The organism is Streptomyces sp. R11 (genome assembly GCF_041051905.1).
In the GTDB taxonomy this organism is placed as follows: Bacteria; Actinomycetota; Actinomycetes; order Streptomycetales; family Streptomycetaceae; genus Streptomyces.
Genome location: NZ_CP163432.1, coordinates 1868050 through 1893805 on the forward strand (window position 1 = coordinate 1868050; position 25756 = coordinate 1893805).

22 protein-coding genes are annotated in these 25756 nt (G+C 71.3%); 12 read left to right on the plus strand and 10 right to left on the minus strand.

The genetic code is table 11. The annotated features are described in order from the left end of the window. Nucleotides 1–74: 74 nt before the first annotated feature. The 5 genes from AB5J55_RS08500 to AB5J55_RS08520 form a co-directional block, all read right to left on the minus strand. Complete coding sequence (locus AB5J55_RS08500; RefSeq protein ID WP_369270059.1) at nucleotides 75–1313, minus strand: MFS transporter; 1239 nt, start codon at nucleotides 1311–1313, stop codon at nucleotides 75–77. A 41-nt stretch (nucleotides 1314–1354) separates the two neighbouring features. Then, entirely contained in the window at nucleotides 1355–2782 is a 1428-nt protein-coding gene (locus AB5J55_RS08505) for a CitMHS family transporter (protein WP_369270060.1), read from the minus strand. Nucleotides 2783–2921: 139 nt separating this feature from the next. Then, the gene (locus AB5J55_RS08510) at nucleotides 2922–5159 is read right to left on the minus strand and encodes a molybdopterin oxidoreductase family protein (protein ID WP_369270061.1); all 2238 of its coding nucleotides are present in this window, start codon (nucleotides 5157–5159) and stop codon (nucleotides 2922–2924) included. Between the two features lie 218 nt (nucleotides 5160–5377). Then, nucleotides 5378–5992 (minus strand): TetR/AcrR family transcriptional regulator, encoded by a 615-nt coding sequence (locus AB5J55_RS08515; protein ID WP_328882672.1) that lies wholly within the window; start codon nucleotides 5990–5992, stop codon nucleotides 5378–5380. Next, entirely contained in the window at nucleotides 5989–6618 is a 630-nt protein-coding gene (locus tag AB5J55_RS08520; RefSeq protein ID WP_369270062.1) for a hypothetical protein, read from the minus strand. Before AB5J55_RS08520 ends, AB5J55_RS08515 begins: the two co-directional genes overlap by 4 nt. A 161-nt stretch (nucleotides 6619–6779) precedes the next feature. On the opposite strand from AB5J55_RS08520, the gene hmgA reads away from it, so the two are divergent. Genes hmgA through AB5J55_RS08535 form a run of 3 tightly spaced genes read left to right on the plus strand, consistent with a single transcriptional unit; the run spans nucleotide 6780 to nucleotide 10084 of the window. Next, nucleotides 6780–8132, plus strand: a complete 1353-nt coding sequence (gene hmgA, locus AB5J55_RS08525) for a homogentisate 1,2-dioxygenase (protein ID WP_369270063.1) — start codon at nucleotides 6780–6782, stop codon at nucleotides 8130–8132. Nucleotides 8133–8159: 27 nt separating this feature from the next. Continuing rightward, nucleotides 8160–8909: a GntR family transcriptional regulator gene (locus tag AB5J55_RS08530; RefSeq protein ID WP_369270064.1), complete on the plus strand. Its 750-nt coding sequence runs from the start codon at nucleotides 8160–8162 to the stop codon at nucleotides 8907–8909. A 26-nt stretch (nucleotides 8910–8935) separates the two neighbouring features. Further along, a complete protein-coding gene (locus tag AB5J55_RS08535) occupies nucleotides 8936–10084 on the plus strand; it encodes a type ISP restriction/modification enzyme (protein WP_369270065.1) in 1149 nt (382 codons plus the stop codon). Here the strand turns inward: AB5J55_RS08535 and AB5J55_RS08540 are convergent. Next, nucleotides 10081–10794, minus strand: coding sequence for a TetR/AcrR family transcriptional regulator (locus AB5J55_RS08540; RefSeq protein ID WP_369270066.1), 714 nt, complete (start codon nucleotides 10792–10794; stop codon nucleotides 10081–10083). The two genes, AB5J55_RS08535 and AB5J55_RS08540, sit on opposite strands and share 4 nt — an antisense overlap. 63 nt (nucleotides 10795–10857) lie before the next feature. Here AB5J55_RS08540 and AB5J55_RS08545 point away from each other — a divergent pair, with 63 nt between their 5' ends. Then, entirely contained in the window at nucleotides 10858–11829 is a 972-nt protein-coding gene (locus AB5J55_RS08545; RefSeq protein WP_369270067.1) for an ATP-binding cassette domain-containing protein, read from the plus strand. After that, nucleotides 11826–12608 carry an ABC transporter permease gene (locus AB5J55_RS08550; protein WP_369270068.1) on the plus strand — a complete coding sequence of 261 codons (783 nt, stop codon included), beginning with the start codon at nucleotides 11826–11828 and terminating at the stop codon, nucleotides 12606–12608. Before AB5J55_RS08545 ends, AB5J55_RS08550 begins: the two co-directional genes overlap by 4 nt. 293 nt (nucleotides 12609–12901) lie before the next feature. Here AB5J55_RS08550 and AB5J55_RS08555 read toward each other — a convergent pair whose 3' ends face one another. The 3 genes from AB5J55_RS08555 to AB5J55_RS08565 form a co-directional block, all read right to left on the minus strand. Beyond that, entirely contained in the window at nucleotides 12902–13171 is a 270-nt protein-coding gene (locus AB5J55_RS08555) for a hypothetical protein (protein WP_328882664.1), read from the minus strand. Nucleotides 13172–13297: 126 nt separating this feature from the next. Further along, nucleotides 13298–14128: an anti-sigma factor gene (locus AB5J55_RS08560; protein WP_369270069.1), complete on the minus strand. Its 831-nt coding sequence runs from the start codon at nucleotides 14126–14128 to the stop codon at nucleotides 13298–13300. Further along, the gene (locus AB5J55_RS08565) at nucleotides 14125–14667 is read right to left on the minus strand and encodes a sigma-70 family RNA polymerase sigma factor (RefSeq protein ID WP_190073442.1); all 543 of its coding nucleotides are present in this window, start codon (nucleotides 14665–14667) and stop codon (nucleotides 14125–14127) included. The genes AB5J55_RS08560 and AB5J55_RS08565 overlap by 4 nt, the downstream gene beginning before the upstream one ends. A gap of 209 nt (nucleotides 14668–14876) precedes the next feature. Here AB5J55_RS08565 and AB5J55_RS08570 point away from each other — a divergent pair, with 209 nt between their 5' ends. The 4 genes from AB5J55_RS08570 (at nucleotide 14877) to AB5J55_RS08585 (ending at nucleotide 21533) form a co-directional block, all read left to right on the plus strand. Beyond that, nucleotides 14877–16412 (plus strand): DUF4331 domain-containing protein, encoded by a 1536-nt coding sequence (locus AB5J55_RS08570; RefSeq protein WP_369270070.1) that lies wholly within the window; start codon nucleotides 14877–14879, stop codon nucleotides 16410–16412. A 115-nt stretch (nucleotides 16413–16527) separates the two neighbouring features. After that, complete coding sequence (locus tag AB5J55_RS08575; RefSeq protein ID WP_369270071.1) at nucleotides 16528–18102, plus strand: tetratricopeptide repeat protein; 1575 nt, start codon at nucleotides 16528–16530, stop codon at nucleotides 18100–18102. Then, the gene (locus AB5J55_RS08580) at nucleotides 18099–19841 is read left to right on the plus strand and encodes a nickel transporter (RefSeq protein ID WP_369270072.1); all 1743 of its coding nucleotides are present in this window, start codon (nucleotides 18099–18101) and stop codon (nucleotides 19839–19841) included. Before AB5J55_RS08575 ends, AB5J55_RS08580 begins: the two co-directional genes overlap by 4 nt. 63 nt (nucleotides 19842–19904) lie before the next feature. Beyond that, nucleotides 19905–21533 (plus strand): serine/threonine-protein kinase, encoded by a 1629-nt coding sequence (locus AB5J55_RS08585; protein WP_369270073.1) that lies wholly within the window; start codon nucleotides 19905–19907, stop codon nucleotides 21531–21533. A 2-nt stretch (nucleotides 21534–21535) separates the two neighbouring features. Here AB5J55_RS08585 and AB5J55_RS08590 read toward each other — a convergent pair whose 3' ends face one another. Further along, nucleotides 21536–22345 (minus strand): SGNH/GDSL hydrolase family protein, encoded by an 810-nt coding sequence (locus AB5J55_RS08590; protein ID WP_369270074.1) that lies wholly within the window; start codon nucleotides 22343–22345, stop codon nucleotides 21536–21538. A 315-nt stretch (nucleotides 22346–22660) separates the two neighbouring features. Here AB5J55_RS08590 and AB5J55_RS08595 point away from each other — a divergent pair, with 315 nt between their 5' ends. From AB5J55_RS08595 to AB5J55_RS08605, 3 genes are all read left to right on the plus strand, one after another. Continuing rightward, entirely contained in the window at nucleotides 22661–23869 is a 1209-nt protein-coding gene (locus AB5J55_RS08595) for a S8 family peptidase (protein ID WP_369270075.1), read from the plus strand. Nucleotides 23870–24002: 133 nt separating this feature from the next. Continuing rightward, nucleotides 24003–24428 carry a hypothetical protein gene (locus AB5J55_RS08600; protein ID WP_369270076.1) on the plus strand — a complete coding sequence of 142 codons (426 nt, stop codon included), beginning with the start codon at nucleotides 24003–24005 and terminating at the stop codon, nucleotides 24426–24428. A gap of 1 nt (nucleotide 24429) precedes the next feature. Continuing rightward, on the plus strand, nucleotides 24430–25527 hold the full coding sequence (locus tag AB5J55_RS08605; RefSeq protein ID WP_369270077.1) for a GNAT family N-acetyltransferase: 1098 nt from the start codon (nucleotides 24430–24432) through the stop codon (nucleotides 25525–25527). The last annotated feature ends 229 nt before the right edge of the window (nucleotides 25528–25756 follow it).

Below are 25756 nucleotides of genomic sequence, written 5' to 3' on the forward strand. Positions count from 1 at the left end.
CGTACAAATCGCGCTTTGCCTGACTCTCTTTCACATGCGCGCGACGAATCGGGGGAGCATCGCCCTACGACCCGTCAGATACCACTCCTTCGCCGCAATGCCGGTCTGGCTCCGCCCCGCTCACCGCCGTCCTCCGCCTCCCCCGCCGGCCTCGCCGGCGCCCGCAGCGCGACGCCCGCCGACAGCAGCAACAGCGCCCCCAGCATGACGAACGGCGCCGCCACGCCCGCGAGACCCGCGATCAGGCCCGCCGACGCGGGCGCGGCGACCTGCCCGAGGCGGTTGCCGGTCAGCCGCAGGGCGAGGGCCGTGGAGCGGGCGCCGTCGGGGGCCGCCTGGACGACCGTCGTCATGGACAGCGGCTGTCCGACGCCGAGGCAGAAGCCGAGCACCGCCAGGATCAGGGCCAGCGCCCACACCGGCACCGGCAGCGCGATCCCGGCGCACAGCAGGGCCGCCAGCAGACAGGTCACGGTCAGCAGCAGGGTCCGGCCGAGGAGCCGCAGCAGGGGCGTCAGGACCAGGCGGCAGGCGATGGTGGCCGCCGCGCGCAGGCTGAGCAGGAGGCCGATCAGGGACGGAGCGATGCCCCGGTGCTCGCCGACCACCGGGAGGTAGGCGGTGAGGATGTCGGTCGCGGACAGCACGGCGAGGCTGATGAAGATGCCGGCGGGCACACCCCGGGCGCGCAGGATGCCCCGGACGGGGACGCGCTCGCCCTGGTCCTTGCCGGACTCGGCCGTCGTACGGCTCTCTATGCGCCACAGCGAGGTCAGCGCGACCGCCCCGCCCGCACCGGCTACCAGCAAGGCGAGTGCGCTGGTCCCCGCCATGTCCCGGCCGCCGATCAGCGCGCCCGCGGCGATCGGGCCGATCAGCTGGCCGAGAGAGGCGCCGATCGTGAAGTGGCCGAAGTTGCGGTCCTGTTCGTGCGGGGCGGACTGGCGGGCCACCAGCGACTGGGCGCCGATGACGAAGCAGAGGTGGCCGAGGCCCATGACCCCGCTCCAGATCGCCATCGCCCACAGCGAGTCCGCGAGGCCGCTCATGGCGCAGCCGCCGGATATCAGGACGACGCCGACGGGCAGCAGCGGCGCGCAGCGGCCATGGTCGGTGCGGCGGCCCAGCGGGACGGCGACGAACAGCGGGAGCAGGGCGTACACCCCCGCGATCACGCCGATCGCCCGTTCGTCGGCGCCCAGCGCGAGGGCCCGGTAGGAGACGGCGGGCCGGGCCATCGACACCGCCCCCTGCGCGAAGCTGAAGGCGATGACGAGGCGGAGCAGCCAGCCGCGGTTCCCACCGGGCGCCATGATCGTGTTCCTCCCGGACTTGAAGGTGCTTGCTCGCGGGGTCAGATGATTCCGAAGAGGATTCCCGCCGCGAGGATGATGAGGCAGGTGAGCGCCGCCCACTTCACCACGAACTTGGTGTGGTCGCCGAACTCCACCTTGGCCATGCCGACCAGGACGTACACGGCCGGGACGAGCGGGCTCGACATGTGCAGCGGCTGTCCGACCAAAGAGGCGCGGGCCATCTCCAGCGGGGTGACGCCGTGCGCAGCGCCGGCCTCGGCGAGGACCGGCAGGACGCCGAAGTAGAAGCCGTCGTTCGACATGAAGTAGGTGAGCGGGAGGCTCAGGACGCCGGTGACCAGGGCCATGTGCGGGCCCATGCCCTCGGGGATGACGTCCACCATCCACTTGGCCATGTGGTCCACCATGCCGGTGCCCTGGAGGACGCCGGTGAAGACGGCGGCGGCGAAGACCATGCCGGAGACGTTGAGGACGTTGTCGGCGTGGGCGGCGAGGCGGGCCTTCTGGTCCGGGATGTGCGGGAAGTTGACCGTCAGGACGAGCGCGGCGCCGAGCAGGAACAGCACCGGGATCGGCAGCCACTCCATGATCATGGCGGTGAGCAGAGCACCCGTGAGCAGCGCGTTGAACCAGTACAGCTTGGGACGCAGCGTGGGCCGGTTCGGGTCGAGGACCTGGAAGCGCTCCGCGTCGCCTTCCTCGTCGTCGCTCTCGGCGTCCGTGCCGGAGCCGGCGCCGCCGGTGGCCTTGCCCGTGCCGGAGGCACCGGAACCGGAACCGGCGCCGACGAGAACCGTCTCGGTCTCCTTCTCCTCGGCCTTCTCCTCGACCAGGACCTGGTCCAGCGTGAGCACACCCAGGCGCTTGCGCTCGCGCAGTCCGAGGAAGTACGAGAGGACGAAGACGGCCACGAGACCGACGGCGAGGGCCGGGATCATCGGGACGAAGATGTCGCTGGCGTCGAGCTTGAGCGCGGTGGCGGCGCGAGCGGTGGGGCCGCCCCACGGCAGCGTGTTCATCACGCCGTTGGCCATCGCGGCGACACCGGTCATCACGACCAGGCTCATCTTCAGGCGCTTGTACAGCGGGTACATCGCCGAGACGGTGATCATGAAGGTGGTCGAGCCGTCGCCGTCGAGCGAGACGATCGCGGCGAGGATCGCCGTGCCGACCACGATCCGCATCGGGTCGGCCTTGCAGAACTTCAGGATTCCCCGAACGATCGGGTCGAAGAGGCCGACATCGATCATCACACCGAAGTAGACGATCGCGAACATGAGCATCGCCGCGGTGGGGGCGAGGTCGGTGACACCGTCGAGGACGTAGTCACCGAGCTTGGCGCCCTTCCCGACGAAGACGCAGAACAGCGCCGGGATCAGCACGAGCGCCGCGATCGGCGACATCTTCTTCATCATGATCAGGACCAGGAAGGTCGCGATCATGGCGAAGCCAAGGATGGTCAGCATGAGTGGATACCTAACGTTCGCCCTTGAACGACCCACCAGGGCCGGCGGTGCGTTGACGTTAGGTCCCGTCAAGCGGCGTTAACAAGACGTTGACATGCGAGCAATAAGCGCAAAACTGCTGGTCACAGCTTTGCACTGCTCACAGCGCTGATCCCGTGGCGAGTTTTACGGGTACGCCGTTGAGGACCGCGTTGCCCGAGAGCGGGTCGAGCAGGCTGCCGTCGAGGAGCTGGTTGACGTTGACGCCGGGGTCCTTCAGCGCATGGTTCAGCCGGGTGCCGGGGCGGTTGTGGCCCCAGCCGTGCGGCAGGCTGACGACGCCGGGGCGGACCGCGTCGGTGACCTCGGCCTTCGTGACCACCTCCCCGCCGGCGCCCTTCACGCGCACGGGCGCCCCGTCCCGCAGCCCCAGCCGCTCGGCGTCCTCGGGGTGGATGTGCAGGGTGCAGCGGTTGGTGCCGCCGGTGAGGGCGGGCACGTTGTGCATCCAGCTGTTGTTGGAGCGCAGATGGCGTCGGCCGACCAGGACGAGCCCGTCGGTGCGCTCGCGCAGGGCCGCCCGCAGGCGGGGCAGGTCGTCGGCGATGGGCCGCGGCAGCAGCTCCACCTTGCCGCTGACGGTCTTCAGCGGCTGCGGCAGCCGGGACTTCAGCGGGCCGAGGTCGATGCCGTGCGGATGCGCGAGCAGCTTCTCCAGGGTGAGCCCGTCCGGTCGTACGCCGAAGCCGTCGCCGTACGGGCCGAGGCGCAGCATCATGTCGAGGCGCCGCTCAGGGCCGTTCACGCCGGTGAGCTGCGCGGCCAGGTCCTTCGGATCGCGGCCGTGGACCGGGGAGTGCGGCTCCTTGACCGCCTTGCCGAGGGTCTGGTCGATGACCAGCGTGTCGACCGCGGCCGGGTCGGCGCCGTGCATGCCGGTCGCGGCCAGGATCAGCCGGGCCAGGATCTCGGCCTCGGCCATCCGGCCCGGCTCCAGCGGGACGGCGGGACGGGTGTAGCGGACCTGGTTGCGTACGGCGAGGGTGTTGAAGGCGAAGTCGTGGTGCGGGCTCTGCGAGGGCGGGGGCGGCGGGAGCACGACGTGGGCGTGGCGCGAGGTCTCGTTGAGGTACGGGTCGACGCTGACCATGAAGTCGAGCGAGTCGAGGGCCTTGTCGAGGCGGTCGCCGTCGGGGGACGACAGGACCGGGTTGGCGGCGATCGCGATGAGGGCCCGGATCGGCTCGCCCTCCTCGGTGGCCGTGTCGATCTCCTCGGCGAGCGCGGACAGCGGCAACTCCCCCTTGGCCTCGGGGTGCCCGCTCACCCGCGACTGCCAGCGCCCGAGCGCGAAGCCGTGGCCGGGTCCTGCGGGGCGGGGCGTCTTGTCGGTGGCCGCCTGCGGGAAGAGGGCGCCGCCGGGGCGGTCGAGGTTGCCGGTGAGGATGTTGAGGACGTCGACGAGCCAGCTGGCCAGGGTGCCGTGCGGGACGGTGCAGCTGCCGATGCGGCCGTAGACGGCGGCGGTGGGGGCGGCGGCCAGCTCGCGGGCGAGGGCACGGATGGTGGCGGCGTCCACGTCGCAGGCGTCCGCCACGGCTTCGGGGGTGAAGTCCCGTACGGCGTCCGGGAGTTCGTCGAGCCCCTGGAGGTGCGGTGCCAGCTCGCCGGGAGCCACGAGCCCCTCCTCGAAGAGGACGGACGCCATCGCCGCGAGGAGCAGCGCGTCGGTGCCGGGCCGGATCGCGATGTGCCGGTCGGCGAGCTTGGCGGTGCGGGTGCGGCGCGGGTCGATGACGGTGAGGGTGCCGCCGCGGGCCTTGATCGCCTTCAGCTTGCCCGGGAAGTCGGGGGCGGTGCACAGGCTGCCGTTGGACTCGAGGGGGTTGGCGCCGATGAGGAGCAGATGGTCGGTGTGGTCCAGGTCCGGCACGGGGATCGCGAGGGCGTCGCCGAAGAGCAGGCCGCTGGAGACGTGCTTGGGCATCTGGTCGACCGTGGAGGCGGTGAAGATGCTGCGGGTGCCCAGGCCGGCGAGCAGGACCGGCGGGTAGAGCGCGCCGGCCACGGTGTGCACGTTGGGGTTGCCGAGTACGACGCCCACCGAGTTCGGCCCGTACCGCTCGACGACCGCCCGGACACCGGCGGCGACCGCGTCGAAGGCCTCCTCCCAGCTTGCCTCGCGCAGCTCGCCGTCCTTGCGCACGAGCGGGGTGCGCAGCCGGTCGGGGTCACCGTCGACGGCCCCGAAGGAGGCGCCCTTGGGGCAGATGAACCCCTGGCTGAACACGTCGTCGCGGTCACCGCGGGCGCCGGTGACCGCGGTCCCCTCGATGGTGAGCGTCAGGCCGCAGGTGGCCTCGCACAGGGGGCAGATGCGCAGTGCGGTGCGGGACACGGGTCCTCCCGGGGGTGGCGACGGCGGTGGCGCGCGGGCGAGGCTGAGCATACCGACCGGTATGCACGGAGGGGAGTCCTAGCCGGGGGTGAGGTCGGAAATTCGCCAGCCGTCGGCCCGCCGGACGGCCCGGCGCCTCGGTCCGGTAGCCGCGTCAGCCCACCCGGGCGTCGACCCTGCGCCCGACAGGGCTGCCGATGCGGCACCTGGGCAGGGGGTCAGTCCAGCACCCGCGCCAGATACGCCCGCAGCATCTCGCGCGCCTCCTCGATGATGCGCTCGTCGCCCTCCGGGGCCACCCGGAACGCGAGGTGGACCAGGGTGTCGGCGGTTTCGACGGCGATGAGGAAGATGCGGCGGAGGTCTTCGTCGGGTTCGCGGCCGAGGTAGCCGGCGAGCAGGTCGGTGAGAGCGTCGGCGACGCGGTGGTTGGGCTCGCCGCGGGTTCCGACGGGGATCTGGTTGCCGAAGTCGACGAGGGAGAAGCCGGGCGCGGTGCGCTTCATGGCGATGTACTCGTCGAGCACGGCGTCCATCGCCGCACGCCAGCCCCCGTCGCCGGCCTCCTTGAGGCGCTCGGTGACACGGGCGGCGTAGCGCTCCAGGTTGCGCTGGGCCAGGGCGTCGGCCATCTGGCGCTTGTTGCCGAAGAACCGGTAGACCGAGCCGATGGGGACGCCGGCGCGCTGGGCGACGGCCCGAGTGCTCAAGTCGTCGTAGCCGACCTCGTCGAGGAGGTCGGCGCAGGCGTCCAGGATCCTGGTGAGCCGTTCGGCGCTGCGCCGCTGCACAGGCGCCCGGCGAAGCGTGTCTGGGTGGGGCACGGTCTTCATGATGCCTTTCCGCCTCGGTCCGGTGAACCTCGACCCCCTGTACGGAAGCGGGTACCCGGCGCGCTCAGTGCCGCGGGGGACACTGTCGACGCCGGCGCCGGTGCCGGGGTCGTCTCCGCCTCCGATGCCGTGATGTCGGCCGTGCTCTCGACGGGGTGGTCGTCCACGGCCCACGCCGTGCCGTCGTCCGCGTACAGCCGGACGGTGACCTGGTGCGTGCCGCGCGGGACGAGCTCCGCCGGGAGACGGTGGTCGGGGCTGCGCAGCCTGGCGACGAGGCGGTCGTCGACGTAGAGGTGCGCGAGCCCCCGACCCGCGACCGCCCGCTCCGGCGTACCGGCGGGCGAGAAGCGGAAGTTGCGGACCGTCAGCCGTACGCCCCAGCCCCGGTCGCCGCCGTCCGGGTCCGGCTGCACCTCGATGCCGACCTCGGGGGCGTCGCCCTCGCCCACCTCGCGAAAGTGCCGCCCCTGGTCGTCGGTGTCGTCGAGGACCTTGCCCACCGGCGAGGGCGAGACTCCGTCCGCACCCTGTTGCCGCGCGTCGCCGGAGCCGCAGCCCGCGGATCCGGTCAGCAGCAGGACGCAGACCGCGAGCGCGGCGAGCAGGGTCCGCGTCCACGACATGCCCGGGAGACTAGAACACCGGTCCGACAGCCGGATCCCCCTGGAGTCGGGTTCCCGTCCCTTTCCCGTAGTCCCCGCAGAGGAGGTCCGGCGGATCACTTGCGCCGACGAAATCGCAATCCTACGGTGAACCATAGGAATCAGATCTCGAGGGAGCGATCATGAGCGATGGGGGTACCTCCCGCGCGAGCGTGTTCGAGCGTGAGGGAGCGCGGAAGACCGCGGAAGGGCTGACCTACCTCTCCGGTTTCGGCAACGAGCACAGCTCGGAGGCGGTGCCCGGCGCCCTTCCCGAGGGCCGGAACTCACCCCAGCGCGCCCCGCTGGGGCTGTACGCGGAGCAGCTGAGCGGCTCGGCGTTCACCGAGCCGAGGGCCCACAACCGCCGCTCGTGGCTGTACCGCATCCGCCCGTCGGCCGCCCACCCGGCGTTCACACGCACGGACAACGGCGCGATCCGTACGGCGCCCTTCACTCAGTGCGAGCCGGACCCGAACCGGCTGCGCTGGAACCCGCTGCCCGAGCCCGCCCCCGGAACCGACTTCCTGGCCGGCCTGGGGACCCTGGGCGGAAACGGCGACGCCACCCAGCGCACCGGCATGGCTGTGCACCTGTATCACGCCACCTCTTCGATGGACCGCGTCTTCAGCGACGCCGACGGCGAGCTGCTGATCGTGCCGGAGCAGGGCGGGCTGCTGCTGCGTACGGAGTTCGGGCTGTTGCATGTGGAGCCGGGACATGTGGCGCTGGTTCCGCGTGGGGTGCGCTTCCGTGTGGAGCTGCTGGATGCCTCCGCCCGCGGCTATGTGTGCGAGAACTACGGGGCACCCTTCCACCTGCCCGACCTCGGCCCGATCGGCGCCAACGGCCTCGCCAACGCACGGGACTTCAAGGCGCCGGTGGCCGCGTACGAGGACGTCGAGGGCCCGGTCGAGGTGGTGAACAAGTTCTGCGGCAACCTCTGGACGGCCACCTACGACCACTCACCCCTCGACGTGGTCGCGTGGCACGGCAACCATCTGCCGTACATCTACGACCTGCGCCGTTTCAATGTGATCGGCACCATCTCCTACGACCACCCCGACCCGTCGATCTTCACGGTGCTGACGTCCCCGTCGGACACACCGGGCCTCGCGGGCGTCGACTTCGTCGTGTTCGCCCCGCGCTGGCTGGTGGGCGAGGACACCTTCCGGCCGCCGTACTTCCACCGGAACGTGATGAGCGAGTACATGGGCCTCATCGAGGGCGCCTACGACGCGAAGGCGGAGGGCTTCGTGCCCGGTGGCGGGTCGCTGCACAACATGATGTCGGCGCACGGCCCGGACCGGGAGACGTTCGACCGGGCGAGCGCGGCCGAGCTGAAGCCGCAGAAGATCGACGACGGTCTGGCCTTCATGTTCGAGACGCGCTGGCCGGTCACCCTGACCCCGCACGCGGCCCGCGCCGAGCACCTGCAGGAGCGCTACGACGAGGTGTGGCACGGCATGGAACGGCACTTCCGCCCCTTGCAGTAAAGATCCCCGACCGGTACGGATGGCCCCGTGACCTCCTTCGCCCCGGACTCCATCGTCCTGAACCGCAAACTGCCGCTCTGGTACCAGGTGTCGCAGTCACTGCGCGCCTCGATACTGGGCCGCCGGCCGCAGGACCCGCTGCGTCTGCCCACCGAGGAGCAGTTGGCGGAGCACTACGGCGTGAGCGTGCTGACCATGCGGCAGGCGCTGAAGGAGCTGGAGGACGAGGGCCTGATCACGCGTCACCGCAGACGCGGCACCTTCATCGAGCCGGACGCCCTCCCGGGCGCCCCCGTGCGGCTGCTCGGCTCGGTGGACGCGATCGTGGCCCAGCAGTCCGGCATGGTCACCGAGCTGCTGGACCACGGCACGGCACCCGTGCCCGCCGAAGTCGCCGAGTTCTTCCCGGGCGTCGACGAGGTGGCGACGTACCACCGTCTGCGCAGTGAGGAGAAGTCGGGCGAGCCGACCAACCACGCCCGCAACTACGTCCGCCCCGAACTGGCCGCGCGCATCGACCTGGACGACCTCGTCCGCTGGCCGATGACCAAGGTGCTGCGGGACGTCGTCGGGGCGGACATCAGCCGCATCACGGACACGGTGGAGGCACGGCTGGCCGACCCCGAGACGGCGAGGCTGCTCCAAGTCCCCTTGCTGAGCCCGATCCTGCACTACACGGGGGTGACGTACGACGCGCAGGGCCGGGTCCTCGACGCCGCGGTCATCCACTACCGCGGCGACCGCTTCTCCTTCACGGTGACCCTGGACGCCACCTGACCCATGTGTCCCAGCCAGGTCGTACGATGCCCAGCGTGACGCACGACGACGCTCCGCTGCTCGCGGACCTCATGCCGTGGTCCGTCGCACCGCCGCGGCTCGGCCGGGGGTGGCCGACGGGCCCCGACGCGGCGTCCCTGAAGGCCCGCTGGGACGCCTTCGTGAAGGCCGAGGGCCCGGACCGGGACGCCCTGCTGGAGCCGACGCGCTCCCGCACCCTGCACTCGGCGGTCGGACAGCTGCCCGGCCACTCCACCGGCACGGAGAAGCTGATCCGCGCCTCGGGCCCCTGCCCGGAGCCGGTACGGGTGCTGCACGCCCCGTTCGACGAGCAGTGGCTGATCCCCGACCACCGCCTGATCGACGCGGCCCGCCCCGAGCTGTGGCGGGTGGCGGACGAGCGGCAGGTATTCGTGCTGGAGACCCCCGACTCCCCGCTGCTGGCGACCTCTCTGCTGCCGCTGCTGCGCCCGGGCCGCGTCCGCCCGCTGTACCGCCGCCCCGGGGGCGTGGAACCCAACCTGGCCCCGGGCCTGCTGCGGCACCTCGCCGCCCGGCTGGGCCACTCCCCCGCACCGGCGGACGTGCTCGCCTGGATCCTGGCCGCCGCCCGCCCCGACCTCACCGTCCCGCTCACGCACGACCCCGAACTCTGGGCGCGCGGCGTCGAGTCGGGCCACCGCATGCTGTGGCTGATGCGCCGTGACGGGGACCGCCCGAAGCTCCCCGGCGGCCGTCGCCCCTACGTCCGCGCCCCGCTCCCGGTCAGGCCCCTGACCCTGCACTACGACCGCGACGAGGAGACCCTCCACCTCGACGAGGGCCGCATCTCCCCCGTACCACCGGAGGCCTGGGACTTCGAGGTGGCCGGCGCGAGGGTTCTGGAGCAGTGGTTCACCGCCCGGGTCATGGAGCCCGAGACGGGCACGCTGGCGGCGATCCGCCCGGCGACCTGGCCGCAGGGGTGGACGTCGGAGCTGCTGGAACTGATCACGGTCCTGGCGCTGCTCGCGGAACTGGCACCTCAGCGGGACGAGTTGCAGGCGACGGCACCGATCACGGCTGCGGAGCTGCGGCAGGCAGGCGTCCTGCCGGTGCCGGACGCAGCGCGGCGCCCGGCGTCGGTATTGGACCATCACGAGGAGGGCCCGGAAGGCCAGTTCGCGTTGATCTAGTTCTTGGGTGCGAACGCGTCGAGCATCCTGCTCAGCATCAACTCGAACGCCCCGTCGAGATCGATCGGCCCCTGATCCTCCGTGAACGCCGCCGCCATCCTCGGATAGGCCCCCGTGGCCACCTGACTCCCGAGGTAGGCGATGCGCACCGCGTTCTCCTGCTCCTCCGACCAGGGCAAGGACCGCGTCCGCTCGGCGGTGGCCAGCTCGGTCGCGACGTACGACGTGACACACCCGTTCAGCATCCCGATGAGCTGCATCTTCATGCCGTAGGCCGCGTCCAGCGGATCCAGGCAGGCCAGACAGTGCTCGAGATAGCGCAGGGCGTTCGGGCTGAAGCCGTAGACCGGTGACATCAGCCGCGTCATCCACGGGTGCCGATGCATCAGCCCCCGTGTCTGGTGCGCCACCCGGCGCATGTCGGCCTGCCAGTCCCCGCCCGGCTCCCAGAGCTCGTGCTCCCCGGCGGCGGCGTCCACCATCAGCTCGTAGAGGTCCTCCTTGCGAGGGACGTAGTTGTAGAGCGACATCGTCCCGCAGCCCAGCTCGCCGGCCACGCGCCGCATCGACACCGCGTCCAGCCCCTCGGCGTCGGCGATCCGCACCCCCGCCGCCGCGATGTCGGCGCGGGTGAACGCCGGTTTCGGCCCGCGCCCCGTCCGCTCGGGTCGGGACCAGATCACCCCGGGTTCGGCCGCCTTGCCCGCCATCGATCATCACCTCGGCCACCATCCTAGTTACGTACAGCGTACGTAGTGCGCTATGGTCGACCCATGACTTCTACGTACGCTGTACTTAGTGAAGGCCTGAAGAAGCGATTCGGCGAGGTCCACGCCCTGCGTGGACTCGATCTGGCCGTCGCGCAGGGCACCGTCTGCGGCCTCCTCGGCCCGAACGGCGCGGGCAAGACGACGGCCGTACGGCTCCTCACCACGCTGCTGCGCCCGGACGCCGGGTCGGCCCGGATCGCCGGGCACGACCTGCTGCGCGATCCGGCGGCCGTCCGCCGCAGCATCGGCGTCACCGGCCAGTACGCCTCGGTCGACGGCGAGCTCACCGGCCGCCAGAACCTCCGGCTGTTCGCCCGGCTGCACCGGGTGCGCGGGCCGGCCGAGCGGGCCGGCGAGCTCCTGGACCGCTTCGGGCTCGCCGAGGCGGCCGACCGCCCGGCGTCCACCTACTCGGGCGGGATGCGGCGCCGCCTCGACCTGGCGGCGAGCCTCGTGCGCCGCCCCGACGTGCTGTTCCTGGACGAGCCCACGACCGGCCTCGACCCCGCCAGCCGCAACCGGATCTGGGACGCGGTGCGGGAGCTGACCGCGGAGGGCACGACCGTGCTGCTGACCACGCAGTATCTGGAGGAGGCCGACCAACTCGCCGACGACATCGCCCTGGTGGACCGGGGGCGGGTCGCGCACTCGGGCTCGCCGGCGCAGTTCAAGTCGGCCATCGGCGCACATGTCGAGGTGGTCGTCACCGAAGCGGACGCAATGGTGAAGGCGGCGGCCGTGCTGGACCAACTCACCGGCGCCGAACCGTCGTTCGACCACGAACGGCGAGCCGTCGCCGCGGTCACCCGGGACGCCACACTCACGCTCCCCCGTCTCGTACGCGAACTCGACGCGGCGGGCGTGCCGTTGCTGGACGCGAGCCTCAAACCGCCGACCCTCGACGACGTGTTCCTGCAACTCACCCAGGAATCCCAGGACACCCAGGACATTCAGGAAGAGGAGCGTGCGGCATGAGCGCCCTGGCGTACGACGGCGGCGCGATGCTGGGCCGGCAGCTGCGGCGGCTCCGCAACAACCCGGGTCTGCTGATCCTGACCCAGACCATGCCGATCACCATGCTGCTGTTCTTCGGCTACGTCCTCGGCAGCGCGCTGGCCATGCCCGGCGCCGAGTACCGGTCCTTCCTGGTGCCCGGCCTGCTGGTGGCGACCGCGGCCAACGGGCTCATGACCGGCATGTTCCAGGCCGCGCAGGACACCCACCGCGGTGTGATGGACCGCCTGCGGACGCTGCCGGTGAGCCGGGCCGCCGTACCGCTCGGCCAGGCGGCCGCGGATCTGCTGGTGACGGCCGCCGGGACGGTGCCGTTCCTGCTGGTCGGGCTCGCGGTGGGCTGGCGGATCGAGGGGTCCGCGCTCGAAGCGGCGGGCGCGGTGGGGCTGTTGCTGCTGTTCCGGTTCGCGACGACGTGGGTCGGGATCTTCCTGGGGCTGCTGACCCGGAACGAGGAGGCCGCCGGTCAGCTGGGCGGAGCTACCTTCATCCTGCCGCTGCTGTCCAACGCGTACATCCCGACCGACGGCCTGCCGGGCTGGCTGCGCACCCTCGCCGAGTGGAATCCGATCAGCGCGGTCACCACGGCCCTGCGGGACCTCTTCGGCAACGCGCCGGTACCGGACGGTGCCGCCTGGCCGGTCGCCCATCCGGTCGCCGGGTCACTGACCTGGTGTGCGGTTCTCATAGCGGTGTTCGCACCGCTCGCGGTACGCCGGTGTGCGCGCGGGGAGCGGTGACGTTCTGCGACTGAACGACGCGACGACCGCGCCGGCGGCCCGATGGGTCGCCGGCGCGGTCGTCGGCTTGTGCGGGGTGGCCCGTCAACGTCCGTACAAGACCGATGTGTTACGTGGGGCGGACGTGGGCCGAGAAGCGGGGTGGGTGGAGTTCGGGTTCGGTCCCGCGCCGGGGTAGCACTCCGAGGCGCCGCTGCTGCCGTGGGGATGACGGCGGCGACAGCGCGACACCGGGTCGGAGTGGGTTGCCGAGCGCGGGCTTTCCGAGGTCGTTCGAGGAACGCCGGTGCGAGTCAGCGTCCGCCGAACAGCGAACGACGCAGTCGACGCAGCGGGGCGAAGAGCGAGACACGACGGACTCGCGCACCCCGGTCGCTGCGCGCGTGCGTGGTGTCACGACTGGTCAGCTCACGCATCAGCGAGGTCGCTTCGGCCGCCTCCGTCTGCGGTACGGCGGGACCCGCCAGCACCGAGAGATGGCGGTCGAGGCGCGAACTGGTCGCGCTGCTCCCGCAGGTGATCGCAGGGACCCTGGCCCTGCTGCGCACTGTTATCTGATCCATGTCACTCCCCACCCGTACGAGTCCACCCGGCCCGGGCAGGTTAACCCTATCGCCCCGGTGGGGCACTCGTGTATCGCGGTCACAGGATTCACCTTCCCCGTAAGGGTGTTGACGACTCGTCCGTGATTACTCTCCGAATCCGACCGATTTCAGGGCGAGTTGGACAACGGGCTGGCTGGTGGGTTGCGGAGACCCTCCGTCCGGCTCCACGGTCACAGCCAGTGACGTCGCCGACTTGTCGAGACCGGACGCCAGCAAGGGCGTGTCGCCGTCGAAGAGCCCGAGGGAGCGCGGTTGCACATCGGGGCGCATCTGCCAGAGCTGGTGCACCCGGCCGCTCGGCAGATCGCCGTAGCCGCTCAGAGTGACGATCGCGCGCCCCTCCGATGCGGAGGCGACCACTCCGATCGTCCGCCCCTCAGCGTCCTCGCCGGAGGTCGCCCGGGCGTCGGATGCGGCGAGAACGTTAGCGATCTCACTTGCCCGCGCGCGCTGCGCGTCCAGCTGATCCTGCGTCTTGGTCGCCTGGACGGCGAAGAGGGACGCGACGACGAGGGCCGCGGCGGCCGTGAGGGTGGCGAACGGCGCCAGCAAGGGGCGCGTCCTGGTCGCACGGGTGCGCGGCGGCGGCTGGTTCCCCCACACATGCGGCGGCAGCTGGCCGGCACGCGCGCGTGCCGGCTCCCGGACGGCTTCCCGTCCGGCGGACTCCTGCGGAGTCGTCCGTACGGCGGCCAGCACCCGGTCGCGCATCGCGGCGGGCGGCGCGGCGGCCGTCGACCAGGCGAGGCGCACGGCGTCCTCGGACAGGGCGCGCACCTCGGCGGCGCACAGGGCACAGTTCCTCAGGTGCTTCTCGAAGCGGTACCGCTCGCCGGGTTCCAGGGCGTCGAGGGCGTAGGGGGCGGCGAGGGAGTGCAGGTCCTCGCGCCGGAGCAGTCGGTCGACGAAGCTCACGCGACACCTCCCAGGCACTTGCGCAGCTGGGTGAGTCCGTCGCGCATCCGGGTCTTGACCGTGCCGAGCGGCAGGGAGAGCCGCTCGGCCACTTCACGGTATGTGTAGCCGTCGTAGTAGGCGAGGGTGACGGACTGACGTTGCAGTGCCGTGAGCCGCTCCAGGCAGCGCCGCACCCACTCGCGTTCGAGACCGGCCTCGACCTCCTCGGCGACATGATCGAACGCGGGGTGGTTCGCGCGCAGCGCCTCGCGCTGCTCGCGCTCGCCGGCCGCGCGGGCGCTGCGCACCCGGTCGACGGCGCGGCGGTGGGCGAGGGTGAGGATCCACGACAGGGCACTGCCCCGACCGGGGTCGAACTTCGCGGCGGACCGCCACAGTTCGAGCAGCACCTCCTGCGCCACCTCCTCCGACTGGGCGGGGTCGCGCACGACCCGCCGTACGAGCCCGAACACCGGCCCGGAGACCAGCCCGTACAGCTCCTCGAACGCCTTCTGGTCCCCACCCGCCACGAGCACCAGCAGCTCGTCCGCCTCCAACTCGTCTCCCCCTCCAGCCAGACCGCATCTCGGCCGCCTTGTCCCACGAGGTATTCGCAACGAACACACCTCCGGATGGGGTTACGGATCAACGGACCGAAAAAGCGGGTCGAGCGGCCGAAAAATTTGTTTTCGAGATCGACCAATCCGGCCCGCCCCCGGCTCCGAATCCCGGTGCGTCAGGCAAGTTGGCACTGAGGACGGACGGCATGACACCTAATTCCAGGAGCGGTGCGGGACGCAAGGGCCTCGCGACCCTCGTATGCGGTGCGCTGGCCGCCGGGGGGCTCGCAGCCGCCGGCGTGACCGCGCTGGAACCGGGGGCGGCCTCCGCCTCCAGCCACCGCGAGGCCCCGCTGATCTCGGGGACTCCGCAGTACGACAACACGGACGTGTACGCGTTCGTCAGCCCGGACAAGCCGGACACGACGACGATCGTCGCGAACTGGATACCGTTCGAGGAGCCCGCCGGCGGACCGAACTTCTTCACGTTCGCCGAGGACGCCCAGTACGACATCCACATCGACAACAACGGTGACGCGCAGGGCGAGCTGCTGTACCGCTTCACCTTCAAGACGCACGTCAAGAACAAGAAGACGTTCCTGTACAACACGGGTCCGGTCGAGAGTCTGGACGACCCCGACCTCAACATCACACAGACGTACGACGTCGAGCTGCTCAAGCTCAAGGACCAGCACCTGGTGTCGAAGACGAAGGTCGCCAACGACGTACCGGTGGCGCCGTCGAACGTCGGCAAGGCGTCGATGCCGGACTACGCCAAGCTGCGCGAACAGGCCGTGCACAAGCTCGCGGGCGACGCCACTTCGTTCGCCGGGCAGGCCGACGACCCGTTCTTCCTGGACCTGCGCGTCTTCGACCTGCTGTACGGCGGGAACCTCTCCGAGGTCGGCAACGACACGCTCAAGGGCTACAACGTCAACTCCATCGCCCTTCAGGTCCCGAGCCACATGATCGCCGAATCGGCGGACCAGCCGATCGTCGGCATCTGGTCGACGACCCAGCGCAAGAACGCGCAGGGCCACTTCGAGCAGGTCTCGCGCCTGGGCAGCCCGCTGGTCAACGAGGTCGTCAACCCCATCAAGGACAAGGACAAGTTCAACGCGTCCTCGCCCTGGGAGGACGCCCAGTTCCTGAAGAACGTCACCAACCCGGAGCTGCCGAAGCTCATCGAGGCGATCTACAAGATCCCGGCGCCCGACGAGCCGCGCAACGACCTCGTCGACGTCTTCCTCAAGGGCGTGAAGGGCCTCAACCAGCCCCCGCACGTCACGCCTTCGGAGATGCTGCGCCTGAACACCTCGATCAAGCCGACCGCCGAACCCAAGCGGCTCGGTGTCCTCGACGGCGACAACGCCGGCTTCCCGAACGGCCGTCGCCTCACCGACGACGTGATCGACGCCTCGCTCCAGGTCGTCGAGGGTGAACTGCTCGGCGCCAAGAACGACCTGGGCGACGCCGTCGACAAGAACGACAAGGACTTCGAGAAGGCCTTCCCGTACGTCGCCCTCCCGACCGAGGGTTCCCGCGGCCCGCTCGCCAAGGGCACGGACGGCGAGACGGACGTCCGCAGCCAGCTCGGCGACGCGCTGCAGCCGGCGGGGGCCTCCGGCGGGACGGACGACATGACGCTGATCGCCGGTTCGGCAGGCGCCGGAGCGCTGGGCATCCTGCTGATCGGCGGGGCCCTGCTGTGGTGGCGCCGGATGCGGGACCGGGCGTACTAGGCGCTCCGTACCCCCCCCAACTGGCGCGGCCCGCGCAGTACTCATCCCCCACGGCGCGGGCCGCGCCGCCGCACGCAGCAACCACCGTCGCAGGAAAGCCGATTGAGGAGAGGGCATGGCCTCGCGTACGAACGACAGCGCGCCGGAGAACGAGGAGCAGCGCGTGGCCGCCGTACGGCGGGCACGGCAAGCCTTTCAGCCCGTTCGGCGTTTGAGGACGAGGCCCGTTCAGGGCCGAAGCGGGGGTCTTGGGGCGGCAGCTCCCAGCGGGGTCGAAGGGGCGGATCCCCTGGAGGACGGGAAGGGCAGGGGCGGCGGGGGCGAAACCCGCACAGCCGCACTGCGTCGCGCCGCCGCAGCCGCCCGCCGCAGCCGCACGCTCCACCTCGCCGGCTGCGCCACCCTGCTGGCCGTGGCACTCACCGCCGGCTCGATCGCCCTCGGCGCCGCCCGCGACAACGCGAGCCAGAGCCTCGCCCCGGCGGCGGCCGCAGTGTCGCCGGGCCTCCTCGCCACCGGCGACCTCGACTCGGGCATCTCATCCCTCCAGGCCCACCTGCACGACCAGCCGAAGGACTTCGGCAGCTGGGCCACCCTGGGCCTCGCCTACGTCGAGCAGGCCCGCACGAAGGGCGACCCCTCCCGCTATCCCCAGGCCGAGCAGGCCTTCAAGCGCTCACTGGAGCTGGACCCCGACAACGACCAAGCCCTGGCCGGCCGGGCCGCCCTCGCCGCCGCGCGCCACGACTTCGAGGACGCCCTGAAGTACGCCGACCAGGCCCTGAAGATCAATCCCTACAGCGAACGCGCCCTGTGCACCCGCATCGACGCCCTCGTCGAACTCGGCCGCTACCCCGATGCCGCCAAGGCGGCCGACACCGCCGACGACCGCCGCCCGGGCGTCCCGGTCTTCACGCGGTACGCGTATGTGCGCGAACTGCGCGGCGACGTGACCACGGCCGAGCGCGTGCTGCAGCAGGCGCTCTCCTCCGCAGTGGCCCCCGGCGACATCGCCTTCGTCGCCACCCAGCTCGGCCAACTCGCCTGGAACCAGGGCGACTACGACACCGCCCTCACCCACTACGCCCGCGCCCTCGCCGCCGACGACAACTACGTCCCCGCGCTCGAAGGACGCGCCCGCGCACAGGCCGCGAGCGGCGACAGGGCCGGCGCGATCAAGGCACTGAAGGACGTCGTGTCCCGGTACCCGCTCCCGGGCCCGCTCGTCGAACTCGGCGAGCTGCACGAGGCGGCCGGCGACCGGACCAAGGCCGACGACCAGTACGCCCTCGTCGACGCCTGGACGGCACTCGCCCGCGCCAACGGCGTCAACGCCGACCTCGACACCGCCCTCGCGGCGGCCGACCACGGCGACAAGGCCTCCGCCCTGCGCGCCGCCCGCGCCGAGTGGAACCGCCGCCACACCGTGCACACCGCGGACGCCCTCGCCTGGGCACTGCACGTCAACGGCAAGGACGAGGAAGCCCTGCCCTACGCCCGCAGGGCCACGGCCACCGGCTACCGCAGCGCCGCGTTCCTGTACCACCGCGGGATCATCGAGCGCGCCACGGGCAACGCGGACAACGCCCGCGAGCACCTCCGGGCCGCGCTGAAGCTGAACCCCGGCTTCTCGCCGCTGGGCGCCGAGGAAGCCCGTACGGCCCTCAAGAACCCGAAGGCGGCCAAGTGACCCTCCGTCGTCCGCTCGCCTCCTGCGCCGCCGTCCTCACGGCGGCCTGCGCGCTCGCGCTGTTCTCCTCCCCTCCCGCGAGCGCGCACCCCCTCGGCAACTTCACCGTCAACCGCTACGACGGCCTCGTCGCCACCCCGGGCGAACTGCGCGTCCATCACGTCGAGGACCTCGCCGAGATTCCGGCGACCCAGGCCGAGCCGGACATCGAGAAGGCCGGCATGACGGCATGGGCCCGGCAGCGGTGCGAGGACGCCGTGCGGGGCAGCGATGTCACCGTGGACGGCCGTACGGTCGAACTGGCGCTGAACAGCAGCCACGCGCGCGTGCGGCCCGGTCAGGCGGGGCTCGACACCCTTCGCGTCGAGTGCCGGCTGACGGCGCCGCTGCCCGAGAACGCCGGCGACGCCGCACTCGAACTCGGCTTCCGCGGCGCGGGCGCGGAGTCCGGCCCCGGCTGGCGGGAGATCACGGCACGTGGCGACCGTATGACGCTCACCGCCTCGGACGTGCCGAAGGAGTCGGTCTCCCGCGAACTGACCGAGTATCCGGAGGAGTTGCTCTCCTCTCCGGCGGACACCACGGCCGCGTCCCTGCGGGTGCGCCCCGGCGGACCGGCCCTCGCCGAGGCGGAACAGAACGCCCCCGCGTCCTCCGTCCTGCCGCGCGGAGCCGACCGCTGGACGCGTGCCCTGGACGGCCTGGTCTCCCGCCACGACCTGACCGTCGGCTTCGCCGCCCTCGCGCTGCTCCTGGCGATCTTCCTCGGCGCGATGCACGCACTCGCGCCGGGCCACGGCAAGACCTTGATGGCGGCGGTGGCGGCGGCCCGCGGCGGCCGCGCCCGGATGAAGGACGTCCTGCCCCTGGCCGCCTCGGTGACGGTCACGCACACCCTGGGCGTGGTCGCTCTCGGCCTCCTGGTCACCGCCGGTTCGGCGGCGGCACCCTCGGTCATCACCTGGCTGGGCATCGCGAGCGGCGCCCTGGTGATCGCGGCGGGCGCGACACTCGTACGCCGGGCCTGGCACATCCGGGGCCACGGCCGCCTCCACACGCACGGGCACGAACACGCGCACGACCATGACCATCCCCACGGGCACGAGCACGACGACCACACCCACCCGCACGACCACACCGACGGACACGAGCACACCGACGAGGCCGACCACACCCACGAGCGCCAACCAGTCCTGGTCGCCGCCCACACCGCGACACCGACGGCCACTCCCACGCACGGACACGTCCATGCGCACGCCCCCGCCGGCCACACCCACCAGCAGGGACACGAGCACGACCACGGTCACGACCACCCCCACACGCACGGTCACCCCCGCACCCGCGGCCCTCTCACCCACACCCATGGCGGTTTCACCCACACCCACTCCACCGCCCCCACCCTGCGCGGCACGATCCTGCTCGGATTCGCCGGTGGGCTCGTGCCCAGCCCCTCCGCGGTCGTCGTGCTCGTCGGCGCGGCGGCGCTCGGGAAGGCGTGGTTCGGGCTGCTGCTCGTCGTCGCGTACGGCGTCGGGCTCGCGCTCACCCTCACCGCGGCCGGGTTCGCCGTCGTGAGGCTGGGTACGGGAGTGACGCGGGTGCTGGACAGGCAGCCCCGCTGGATGGCGCACCCCCTGACGGTCTTCGTCCGCAGGACCGCTCCACTGGGATCCGCGGTGCTCGTCGTGCTGATCGGGGCCGGATTGGTTCTCCAGGGGGCGGCATCCGCACTCGGCTGAGCTACTTTTGTGGAGAAATCACGCGGAGTGCAGATTTCGCTCGGATGCGAATGGGGGACGCCCGTGTCCGAAGAACCGGGCAGTGAACGTCTGATCGCGGGCCGCTACCGCCTTCTGTCCCCGCTCGGCGAGGGCGGCATGGGCACCGTGTGGCGGGCCCGCGACGAGCTGCTGCACCGCGAGGTCGCGGTCAAGGAGGTGCGCGCGCCGCACGGGCTGCCGGGCCCGGAGGTCGAGCGGATGTACGCCCGGCTGGAGCGCGAGGCGTGGGCGGCGGCGCGGGTCGCCAACCGCAATGTCGTCACGGTGTACGACGTGGCCACGCAGGACGGCCGCCCCTGGATCGTGATGGAGCTGGTTCGCGGCATCTCGCTGGCCGAGCTGCTGGACGCCGAGGGCCCGCTGAGCCCTCAGCGCGTCGCGCACATCGGCGCCGAGGTGCTGTCCGCGCTGCGGGCCGCGCACGAGGCCGGGGTGCTGCACCGGGACGTGAAGCCGGCGAACGTGCTGCTGTCGAACGACGGCCGGGTCGTCCTGACCGACTTCGGTATCGCCATGGTCGAGGGCAGCTCCGCGCTGACGATGACCGGCGAGGTCATCGGCTCCCCCGAGTTCCTCGCCCCGGAGCGGGCGCTGGGCCGCACGCCGGGCCCGGAGTCCGACCTGTGGTCCCTCGGCGTGCTTCTGTACGCGGCGGTGGAGGGCAACTCCCCGTTCCGCCAGACCACCCCGCTCAGCACACTGCGCGCGATCGTCGACGAGGAGCTGCCCCCGCCCCACCGGGCCGGACCGCTCGCCCCCGTCATCGAGGGCCTCCTGCGCAAGGACCCGGCCGAGCGGCTGCCTGCCGACCGGGCCGAACAGGACCTGCGGGTCATCGGTGCTGGAGGGACACCGCGCGCGGGCGCCGTACAGGCGACTCCGTACACACCGACCATCGCGGCCCACCGGACTCCGCCGCAGACCGCCCCCACGGCCCCTGTACCGCCGCCCGGCCCCACTCGGCCCACGGCGGCCGCCGCGTCCGGCCCGCACACCGCTCCCGTCCGGCCCGAGCGCAACCGTCGCGCCGCCATCGCGCTGATCGCGGGCATCGCCGCCATCGCACTGGCAGTGGCAGGGCTGACGTACGCCCTCCTCAACCGCGGGGACGGCAACGGCGGGGACGCGGGCGGCCAGGAGACCACCACCACCCAGACGGGCGAGGGGACTTCACCGACCGAGACGGACGACGAGGACGCGACCGACGGGGGCCGGACTCCGACGCCCAGTCCGAGCAGCAGTCGTACGACTCCCGCGCCGCAGTCCGTGAAGGTGTCGCTGGCGGGCGCCGACACCGAGTACTCCGGGTCCTGTCCGCCGCCGGACGGCCAGGCACCCGCCTTCACGGCGACGTTCACGGTGGGGCGGCTGCCGGCCCAGGTCAGCTATCGCTGGGTGTCGCAGGACGGCGAGGTCATGGACCAGGGCTGGAAGACCCTGTCCTTCCCGGAGGGCGGGGGGCGGACCAAGCAGGACAGGGCCTTCGTGACGACGTACGACGACAGCGGGACGTTCGAGAACGAGATCAGTGTCGAGGTGCGCGACCCGGTGGAGACGAAGTCCAACTCGGTGCCGTTCTCGGTGACCTGTGAGACGGAGACCCCGACGGACGGGGTCTCACCAACGCCTACCGGATCGCCCGGCTCCTAGGTTCAGGCCGCGGCGTTCAGAACCGGCAGATAACCACCCGACTGGCCCGCGGCCGTCGGGTGGTACGACTCCGGGATGTTGAGCCAGTTCACGGAGTGCATCCATGAACTGCCGGAGCACAGCTCGTGCCCGGTGAAGGTGGGCCGTACGTCGCCGAAGGTGAACCCGTGGTCCAGGGCACGCTTCTCGGTGGCGGCGTTGATGTAGTCGGCGGCGTCGTTGAGCGCCCTGCGCTTGGTCTCGGACAGGCCGATGCAGCCCGACGCGCCCAGCTTGTAGAAGCGGGGGTAGCCGAGCACGACCACATGGGCGGACGGGGCCTTGGTGCGGATGGCCGTGTACACGTTGTCGAGCCTGCCGGGCAGCGTCGAGTCGACGAACGCCTTCGCGGTGTTGATGCGGGAGACGCAGGCGCTGTCGCCCTGGAGCACACAGGTCGTCATGATGTCCGCGAAGCCGGCGTCGTTGCCGCCGATGGAGATGGACACGAGTGCGGTGGCGGAGCTGAGCGGGCCGAGCTGACTGGCCGTGACATCACCCGTTTGAGCGCCCGAGCATGCCGTGAAGTCGAATGACGAGGGTGAGTTCGCGGCGGCCCAGAGGTACGGGTACGCCTTCGTGCTGCGCTTGCAGTCGCCGCTGGAGCCGATGTAGCTGCCCGCGCCGAGGCCCGAGGAGTAGGAGTCGCCGAGGGCCACGAAGCCGCCTGCGGCGGCGCTGTCGGCGGCCTGCGCTGTCGCGGCCCCGGTGAGGGCCGTGCCGACGGCGAGGAGGAGTGAGGCGACGTATACGGAAAGTCGGGAACGTCTCATGGAACCTCCCTATAGCAGGATCTCTGCCTTAACCGTCGTACCAACTACGCGTGTTGACGGGAAGTGTCCATGCCAAGACTTTCCCGGTCATCACGACCTCCACCCTGCGGGTTCGCCATGTGTTCCATTTCGTGTGCATGACAGGATTGTTGACAGACCGTCAACTCCCTTGTCCGTCACCTCGGGGACCACAGATCCTTTACCTCGGCCCCGGAACAGGAACGCGCCGTTCCAGGGCCGTGCGTGCGACCGCGCACGCACCCCCCACATGTGCGCGCACCACCTGCGCACCGCCTTGAGGAGGACTCCCTCGTAATGGCACAACTGCGTAGCAACAAGCTCCGGTTCGCCGCGATAACCGGCCTGACGACCGCCGCCCTCGTCGGCGCACTCACCTCCCTCCCCGCCCAGGCCGCCCCGGCCGAGGGGAAGGTCCTGGCCGCCGGCTCCCCCACGGCGATCAAGGACAGCTACATCGTCACGCTGAAGAAGAGCGCCGGCCTCAAGGCGTCCTCGGCCGCCGGCAAGGACCTGGTCAAGGAGTACGGCGGCTCGGTGAGCAAGACGTTCACCAAGGCGCTGAACGGCTACACCGCCAGCCTCTCCGCGACCGAGGCCAGACAACTCGCCGCCGACCCGGCCGTGGCGTCCGTCGAGCAGAACCAGCGCGTCCAACTGGCCGACACCACGCAGACCAGCGCCCCCTGGGGCCTGGACCGCATCGACCAGTCCGCGCTTCCGCTCTCCGGCACGTACACCTACCCGGACAGCGCGGGCAGCGGCGTGACCGCCTACGTCATCGACACAGGTGTGCGCATCACCCACCAGCAGATCAGCGGCCGTGCCAGTTACGGCTACGACGCGGTCGACGGCGACACCACCGCCTCCGACGGCAACGGCCACGGCACCCACGTGGCGACCACCATCGCGGGCTCGACCTACGGCGTCGCCAAGAAGGCGAAGATCGTGGCCGTGCGCGTGCTCGACAACGCGGGCTCCGGCACCACCGCGGGCGTGATCGCGGGCATCGACTGGGTGACCAACAACCACTCCGGTCCCTCGGTCGCCAACCTGTCCCTCGGCGGCGGCGCCTCCACCTCGCTCGACACGGCCGTGCGCAACTCCATCTCCAGCGGCGTGACCTACGCCGTCGCGGCCGGCAACAGCAGCGCCAACGCCTCCTCGTACTCCCCGGCCCGCGTGACCGAGGCGATCACCGTCGGCGCCACCACCAGCTCGGACGCCCGGGCGAGCTACTCCAACTACGGCTCGGTGCTGGACATCTTCGCCCCCGGCTCCTCCATCACGGCCGGCTGGTACACCAGCGACACCGCGACGAACACCATCTCCGGTACGTCGATGGCGACCCCGCACGTCGCGGGCGCGGCGGCGGTCTACCTGGCGAACCACACCTCGGCCACGCCGGCCACGGTCGCCTCGGCCCTCACGTCCGGCGCCACCACCAACGTGGTCACCAGCCCCGGCACCGGCTCGCCCAACCGGCTGCTGAAGCTCGTCCCGTAACAGCACACCCGTACGACCAGAACCAACCGTTCCCCGGAGACGCCCGCCGTCTCCGGGGAACGTCTTGACGGCCCCCACGAAGCTGAGCGACATTGAAGCCCGGCATCCGGCGCTTCGGGGGGCAAAGTCGCCAATGCAGACCTTAAGTAGCAAGACAGGTGCGTCTCAGGACGCCGAGCGGGAGCGGTCAGGACCGGGGAGGGACCTGACACCGCTGCTCGCCGGCGCCGCGACGGCCGTGGGGGGATTCGGCGCGGTTCTCGCGCTCGTCGGCTCGCAGTCACCGCTGCGCGGCCCGTTCACGCTGTTCTTCCTGCTCGCGGCACCGGCCGTGGCGATCGCCGCGGCGCTGCGCGGACTGGAACCCTTCGGCAGAACCGTGGCCGCGGTTGCGGGCGCGGTCGTCGTCAACATGCTGGTGGCCCAGGGCATGCTGGCCGTGCACCGCTGGTCGGTCCGCGGCGGGATCGTGGCCGTGACCGCGATCAGCGCCCTCATTCTCCTGCTGGTTCTGGTGCGGCGGCTGCGCGGCCGTACGACGCGAAGGCGGACTGACTGACGTGAACATCAGCGTGTACCGCCCGGGCGAGCTCAGCTCCGCCGACCGGGCGGCGTGGACATCGATGCAGTCCAAGGCCCATCTTCAGGGTTCGCCGGAGCTGGCCAACCCCTTCCTCTCGCCCGAGTTCGCGCTCGCGGTCGGCCGCTGCCGGCGCGGGGTGCGGATCGCCGTCGTGCGGGAGGGCGGCGAGCCGGCGGCGTACTTCCCGTTCCAGCGGACGGCGGCCGGAGTCGGCCGGGCCATCGGGCTCGGCGTCTCCGACGCCCAGGGGGTGGTGCACCGGCCCGGGTTCACCTGGGACGCGCGGGAGCTGCTGAAGGCGTGCGGACTCGCCGTTTGGGAGTTCGACCACCTGGTGGAGGGCCAGGCGGCGTTCGAGGAGGCGGCGTCCGGCACGTTCCCGTCCCCGGTCATGGACATCGACCAGGGGTACGAGGCGTACCTGAGCCAACTGCGCGAGCGGTCACCGAAGTTCACGAAGTCGACGCTCGCCAAGGAGCGCAAGCTCGGCCGGGATCACGACGGCGTGCGCTATGTGCACGACGAGCGCGATCCGGCGGCCCTGCGCACGCTGATGGCCTGGAAATCCGCTCAGTACCGCAGGACCGGGCGCAGCGACCGGTTCTCGCACGAGTGGATCACGGGACTGGTGGAGCAGCTGTTCCACACCCGTTCCGAGCCGTTCGCGGGGATCCTGTCGGTGCTGTACGCGGGCGGCAAGCCGATCGCGGCGCACTTCGGGCTGCGCACCGAGCGGGTGCTGGCCTGCTGGTTCCCGGCGTACGACCCGGCGTTCTCGAAGTACTCCCCGGGGCTGGTCATGCATCTGCGCATGGCCGAGGCCGCCGCCGCCGACGGCATCGCGTATCTCGACCTCGGCCGGGGCCAGAAGGAGTACAAGGACTCCCTGAAGACACGTGAGCTGCTGGTGTCGGAAGGGTGGGTGACCCGGCGTCACCCGGTCGCGTTCGGGCACCGGGCACGCCGTGCTCCGGTCCGGGCGCTGCGCAACACCGTCCAGACACGGCCGGAGCTGTTCGAACCGGCCGACCGGTTGCTGAAGAGCATGGGGAAGATCCGCTCGGGACGTCGGTGACGATCAAGGCAACCAGGCCGGTTACGGTCAAAAACAACAAAAACGTGAGAGCTCGTTCCAGCTCTTGCCATACAGTCTCAATCATCAATACCGTCGTACATCTCACTCGCATCGGACTGTCAGCAAGCGGCTCTAGGGGAGGGCTCAGGACCGCGACAGTCCCGGCGCGGGGCGCGGTAGGGGGGTGCTCGGTGACGGTGTCCGCACTTGTGACCGAGTCGTGCCGCGC

Excerpts from the sequence above, each read along its gene's own strand:
- AB5J55_RS08500 (WP_369270059.1), bottom strand. The coding sequence starts at position 1,313 with ATGGCGCCCGGTGGGAACCGCGGCTGGCTGCTCCGCCTCGTCATCGCC.
- AB5J55_RS08505 (WP_369270060.1), bottom strand. The coding sequence starts at position 2,782 with ATGCTGACCATCCTTGGCTTCGCCATGATCGCGACCTTCCTGGTCCTG.
- AB5J55_RS08515 (WP_328882672.1), bottom strand. The coding sequence starts at position 5,992 with ATGAAGACCGTGCCCCACCCAGACACGCTTCGCCGGGCGCCTGTGCAG.
- AB5J55_RS08520 (WP_369270062.1), bottom strand. The coding sequence starts at position 6,618 with ATGTCGTGGACGCGGACCCTGCTCGCCGCGCTCGCGGTCTGCGTCCTG.
- hmgA (WP_369270063.1), top strand. The coding sequence starts at position 6,780 with ATGAGCGATGGGGGTACCTCCCGCGCGAGCGTGTTCGAGCGTGAGGGA.
- AB5J55_RS08535 (WP_369270065.1), top strand. The coding sequence starts at position 8,936 with ATGCCCAGCGTGACGCACGACGACGCTCCGCTGCTCGCGGACCTCATG.
- AB5J55_RS08540 (WP_369270066.1), bottom strand. The coding sequence starts at position 10,794 with ATGGCGGGCAAGGCGGCCGAACCCGGGGTGATCTGGTCCCGACCCGAG.
- AB5J55_RS08545 (WP_369270067.1), top strand. The coding sequence starts at position 10,858 with ATGACTTCTACGTACGCTGTACTTAGTGAAGGCCTGAAGAAGCGATTC.
- AB5J55_RS08550 (WP_369270068.1), top strand. The coding sequence starts at position 11,826 with ATGAGCGCCCTGGCGTACGACGGCGGCGCGATGCTGGGCCGGCAGCTG.
- AB5J55_RS08555 (WP_328882664.1), bottom strand. The coding sequence starts at position 13,171 with ATGGATCAGATAACAGTGCGCAGCAGGGCCAGGGTCCCTGCGATCACC.
- AB5J55_RS08570 (WP_369270070.1), top strand. The coding sequence starts at position 14,877 with ATGACACCTAATTCCAGGAGCGGTGCGGGACGCAAGGGCCTCGCGACC.
- AB5J55_RS08575 (WP_369270071.1), top strand. The coding sequence starts at position 16,528 with ATGGCCTCGCGTACGAACGACAGCGCGCCGGAGAACGAGGAGCAGCGC.
- AB5J55_RS08590 (WP_369270074.1), bottom strand. The coding sequence starts at position 22,345 with ATGAGACGTTCCCGACTTTCCGTATACGTCGCCTCACTCCTCCTCGCC.
- AB5J55_RS08595 (WP_369270075.1), top strand. The coding sequence starts at position 22,661 with ATGGCACAACTGCGTAGCAACAAGCTCCGGTTCGCCGCGATAACCGGC.
- AB5J55_RS08600 (WP_369270076.1), top strand. The coding sequence starts at position 24,003 with ATGCAGACCTTAAGTAGCAAGACAGGTGCGTCTCAGGACGCCGAGCGG.